The sequence below is a fragment of the Nitratireductor sp. GZWM139 genome, from assembly GCF_030068685.1.
Lineage (GTDB): Bacteria > Pseudomonadota > Alphaproteobacteria > Rhizobiales > Rhizobiaceae > Nitratireductor > Nitratireductor aquimarinus.
In genome coordinates, this window is sequence record NZ_JAMQML010000035.1 from 1 (window position 1) to 5,486 (window position 5,486).

Sequence of the window (5,486 nt, forward strand, 5' to 3'; positions counted from 1 at the left end):
AGATAAGCAAGGGATATCCTCTCTGCGTGATGGGGCGACGGCCCTTCCGGCGGCGAACCCAGGTTCTCCGCAGCTGACGGCGTGTGGCCGCGAGGATGTCGGGAGGGTGGAAATGGACCTGGTGTTCCGGGGCGGTATGATTGTTACAGCCGCAGACACTTATACGGCCGACCTTGCCGTCGAGGCCGGACGGATCGTCCAGATCGGCCAGGTCGCGTCTCCTGGCGCCGCGAAGATTATCGATGCGACCGGCTGTTATCTCTTCCCCGGAGGCATCGACGTCCACACGCATCTCGACACGCCCGATTTCAATTCCCGCACGGCCGATGACTATACCACCGGCACCATCGCCGCCGCATGTGGCGGGACCACGACCATCATCGACTTCTCGCGGCAGGAGCGGGGGCGCTCGCTTGGCGAGGCCATCGATGTCTGGTCTGAAAAGGCGCGGGGCAAGGCCGCGATCGACTACGGTTTCCACGTCATCGTCATCGACATGTATGAAGGGATCGAGGATGACCTCCGGCGGCTTCCGGCGCTCGGCGTGACCAGCTTCAAGCTTTTCATGGCCTATCGCGGACTGTCGATGGTGGACGACCGTGCCCTGCTGGCCGTGCTCGATGCTGCCCGCGACTGCGACGCGCTGGTCATGGTTCATGCGGAGAATGGCGACGCCGCCGACTATCTGCAGAAGCGCCTCCTATCCGAGGGGAAGACCGAGCCGAAGTATCACGCCGACTCGCGTCCGGCCCGCGTCGAGGCCGAGGCGACAGCCCGCGCGATCGCGCTCGCGGAACTCGTCGGAGCACCGCTTTACGTGGTTCATCTGACCTGTCGGGAAGCATTGGACGAACTCAGGCGCGCCCGCCTGCGCAACGTCGATGTGCTCGCCGAGACCTGCACCCACTATCTCCATGTCACCAGCGACGATCTGGCGCGGCCGGGCTTCGAGGGCGCGAAGTATGTCTTCACCCCGCCGGCGAGGAGCCGAGAGGATCAGGAAGCGCTCTGGGCGGCATTAAAGGATGGCGAGCTGGCCGCGGTCTCGTCGGACCATGCGCCGTGGAACTATCATGGCCAGAAGGAACTCGGCCGCGGCAATTTCACCCTGATCCCGAACGGTGCTCCCGGCATCGAGGAGCGCATGACGATGGCGTATCAGGGAGTCGCGACGGGACGCATCGACGTCAACCGCTTCGTCGACATCACCGCGACCAGGCCGGCCAAGATTTTCGGGCTCTACCCCGAAAAGGGCTGCTTGGCGGTGGGATCGGACGCCGACATCGTCGTATGGGACCCGCGAGCCAATGGCGTCATCACCCAGGACGGACTGCATCACGCGGTGGACTACACGCTCTACGAGGGCATGAGCGTGACGGGCAAGGCCCGGCACGTGTTCCTGCGCGGCAGGCAAATCGTCGAGGACGGCATCTATACTGGCGAGCCCGGTTACGGCCGGTTCATCAAGCGTCGCGGACCGCAGGCGCAGCGCGGCCTCATGGCCGAAATCCATCAGCGCTCGGCGCCGCATCACCTCACAAGAAGTCCGTAGACGGACCTGTAACCGAAGCTGCAATCCAACCAGACGGGGAATTCGATGAAGAAGACAGCATCCATAAGCCGGCGGACGGCCCTGACGTTGATGGGCACCGCGGGCGTGTCGCTGGCCATGCCGGCGGTCCTGCGTAGCCGCGCCCACGCATCCGAGACGCCGCAAATGCCCGAGATCACCGAAGTGCCTGAGGCCCTCAAGGGTTCCGGAGAGGTTCGGGTCGTCGGTTTCGGCGGAACCGGCCATACCGCGATCCGGGAGGCCTATTTCGAGCCGTTCGAGCGGCTCACGGGCATCAAGGTCATCGATGGCGAGGGGTCCGACCCCAACAAGGCCAAGGCGATGGTCGATACCGGCAATGTCGAATGGGATCTCTTCCTCACCACCATGGCGACGATCGAGCGGCTGCGGGATCAAGGGGACTACTTCGAGAAGGTGGACCTGGATATCGTCGACACGGCCAACATCCCCGAGCACAACCTGCATGAATACGGCGTCGACACCCATGCCTTCGCGCATGTCATCGCCTATCGCAGCGACGTGTTCCCCGAAGGTCCCAAGGACTTCATCGAGTTCTGGGACACCGAGAAGTTCCCCGGGCCGCGGACGATGCCGACCGGTACAGGAGGTTTCGCCATTCCCCCGCTGGTGGCCGCACTCGTTGCCGACGGCGTGCCCCTCGACCAGATCTATCCGATCGACATCCAGCGCTCCTTCGACAGCCTCAGCAAGATCCGCGACTCTGTCAGCAAGTTCTGGGACGCCGAGGCCATGCCGATCCAGATGCTGGTGGACAATGAAGCCCCGCTGGCCATTGCCGGCAGCGGCCGCATCGTGCAGCTCCAGCGGGACGGCGTGCCTGTCAAGATCAGCTGGCACGGCGGCAATCTGGTGAGCAACAGCTGGGCGATCCCGAAAGGCGCGGCCAACGCCGAGAACGCGCGCAAGTTCATTGCCTTTGCCACGCTGCCGATATCGCAGGCGCGCCAGTCCTTCCTGATCCCGAACGGCTTCGTCAATCGGGCCGCCGCCGAGTACATCCCGGAGAACATTCTCGCGGAACTTCCCACCGCGCCCAGTAATGTCGAGGGTCTCGTCCCCTACGATTACATCTGGTGGAAGGAAAACAAGCCGGAGACGGAACGCCGCTGGAACGAGTGGATCCTGCAGTAGGATCGTCTGGCCTGCCGGCCCCGGCAGGCAGGCCTCTTCTCGCCCTTGTCCACCGCCGTGCGCCCGCTGCTGGGAACGCTGTTCCCGCGGGCGATTGATTCCAATGATCGAGGAACGCCGACATGAGCAGCCAGAAGCCCACCGTAGTCGAGGGGGGTACCGTCATTGCATTCGACGGAACGAAACACCGTATAATCGAGAAGGGCCATGTCGCGTTCGTCGGCGACGAGATCGTCTCGGTCGGCAGGACATTCGCCGGTGACGCTGGGACGATCATCGACGCAAACGGGAAGCTGGTCATTCCCGGGCTGATCAACCTTCATTCGCATGCCGGGGTGGACATCGGTTCGCGCGCCATCGTCGATGCGGGCCGGCGTGACCTGTGGCGCTCCGGTTTCCTGAATTTCGAGGGGCGCACCGGACCGCAGGGGCTGAGCTTCGGACGCAAGGCAAATGCGCGCGCCGGCCTTCGCTACGGCCTGGCATCGATTCTACAGAACGGCACCACCACCGCGGTCGAGCTTGGCGGAGCCGACGGAAGCGACGAAGGCGAGATGGTCCGTTTCGCGCGCGAGTGCGGGATCCGGCTCTATTATGGTCCCACATTCTATTCCGGGTACTATCATTTCGACGAGCGCGGCGGCTTCTACCTGAAGCCAGACGAAGACCACGCGGATCGCGGATTCCAGGCGGCGCTCGACTTCATCGATGAACATCATGGCGCAAACGACGATCTGTTTCGGACCATGATCATTCCGTCGTCGTTTCTGCGCACCTCGCGCGACCTGTTCGGACGCATCAAGCAGGCGGCTGCCGATCGCGAAATCGGCATCACGCTGCATATCGCCGAATCGATCTGGGAGTTCCACAATGTGGTCAACCGCTTTGGCAAGAGCCCGATCGAGCTCGCGCATGACTGGGGCCTCCTGGGGCCGGAAGTCATTCTCGGCCACACCGTCTATGTGGGCGGCCACAGCCAGACATCCTGGCCCTACAAGGGTGATCTCGAGGCGATCGCCGAAACCGGCGCGACCGTGGCGCACGCACCCGTCACCTTTGCCCGGCGCGGCATGGCGCTCGAATCCTTCCAGCGCTACCAGGACCACGGCATCAATATCGGCATCGGAACCGACACCTATCCGCTCGATATCCTGGAAGAGATGCGGATGGCTTCGATCATCGGCAAGACGACCGACAGGAATTTCGAGTCGGCACATGCGCGGTCGGTCTTCGACGCCGCGACGCTGGGTGGCGCCAGGGCGCTGCGCCGCGACGACCTCGGACGCCTGGCGCCGGGTGCGAAAGCGGACATCGTTCTAATAGATCTCGACAATCTGCGCATGGCGCCGTTTTCTGATCCCATTCGGGCTCTCATCTACTGTGCCAATGGCGAACAGGTCGAAAAGGTCTTTGTTGCCGGGAAGCTGGTGGTCGACGGCGGGCGTACGCTTGCCTGGCCACAGGAAGAGCTGCTTGCGGACGCCTGGGACTCGGCAAACGCCGTCCTGTCGAGCTTTGCCGAATACGATCTCGAAGGCAGGGCCCTCGATGAGGTCTATCCGCCCTGCTATCAGGCGTGGGACGACTGATGAGCGCGACCGGCGACGAACTCCAGGGTGCGACGACCTGCATCCGCGGGGCTGGCATGGTTGTCGTATGGGACGAGAAGGCAGGCGGTCACGCCTACCTGTCCGATGCCGACGTGGTGTTTCGTGGAAACGAGATCGTCTTTGTCGGGAAGGCGTATGCCGGGCGGGCGGAGATCGAGATCGACGGCGGCGGCTACATGGTGCTGCCGGGCTTCGTCGACATCCACAGCCATCCCAGCCTCGAACCCTCCTACCGCGGCATCCGCGAGGAGCACGGCGTGCGCGACATGTACATGACGGGGCTCTATGAGCGGTGCATGGCCTATGGCGTCACTCCGAGTTCGCAGCTTTCCTCGGCCGAGGTCGCCTATAGCGAGATGCTGCTGAGCGGCGTGACGACCATCGTCGATCTCTCCACCCCCTACGAGGGCTGGGTCGATCTGGCGGAGCGCAGTGGCATGCGCGTCGTGATGGGTCCCGGCTTCGCCTCCAGCCGCTGGAACGTGTCTGATCTGCATCACCTGAACTACAGCTGGGACAAGGAGGCTGGGGCGCGGGGACTAGACGCGGCGCTTGATCTGATCGATGGCCTGCAGGGCAGGGCGGACGGGCGGTTGACCGGAATCCTCTACCCCGCGCAGATCGACACCTGCACCGAAGGGCTGCTGCGCGACGCATTCGCCGCCGCGCAGGAACGCAACCTCGCCTTCACCACTCATGCCTCGCAGAGCGTGATGGAATTTCGCGAGATGCAGCGCCGCTACGGGCTTACCCCGGTGCAATGGGCAGCCAGGATCGGGATACTCGCGCCGGGCACGATCCTGGGTCACGCCATCTTCATCGACCAGCATTCGTGGACGCAATGGTGGACGCGCCAGGATCTCGACCTGCTGGTATCGAGCGGGACGAGCGTTGCTCATTGTCCGACGCCTTTCGCCCGATACGGGCAGACGATGGAACATGTCGGCGACTACATCCGTCGAGGTGTCAATGTTGCATTGGGCACGGACACGGTCCCCCACAACATGATCGAGGAGATGCGCTGGGCGCTCATACTTGGCCGGATCAGTGCCCGGGACATCGATGCGGTCAACAGCCGCGAGATATTCACGGCGGCCACGGCGGGCGGGGCGACGGCCCTGCTGCGCGACGACATCGGACGCCTCGCGGTC

At 63.8% G+C, this 5,486-nt stretch carries 4 protein-coding genes; all 4 read left to right on the forward strand.

From position 1 onward, the window contains the following. Window positions 1–112 precede the first annotated feature (112 nt). The gene (gene hydA / locus NDI72_RS21595) at window positions 113–1,552 is read left to right on the forward strand and encodes a dihydropyrimidinase (protein WP_283801751.1); all 1,440 of its coding nucleotides are present in this window, start codon (window positions 113–115) and stop codon (window positions 1,550–1,552) included. 45 nt (window positions 1,553–1,597) lie between these two features. Then, a complete protein-coding gene (locus NDI72_RS21600; RefSeq protein WP_283801752.1) occupies window positions 1,598–2,725 on the forward strand; it encodes an ABC transporter substrate-binding protein in 1,128 nt (375 codons plus the stop codon). A gap of 122 nt (window positions 2,726–2,847) precedes the next feature. Beyond that, window positions 2,848–4,314, forward strand: coding sequence for an amidohydrolase family protein (locus tag NDI72_RS21605; protein ID WP_283801753.1), 1,467 nt, complete (start codon window positions 2,848–2,850; stop codon window positions 4,312–4,314). Further along, the coding region (locus tag NDI72_RS21610) for an amidohydrolase family protein (protein WP_283801754.1) at window positions 4,314–5,486 on the forward strand (1,173 nt) is incomplete at its 3' end. The genes NDI72_RS21605 and NDI72_RS21610, both read left to right, overlap by 1 nt.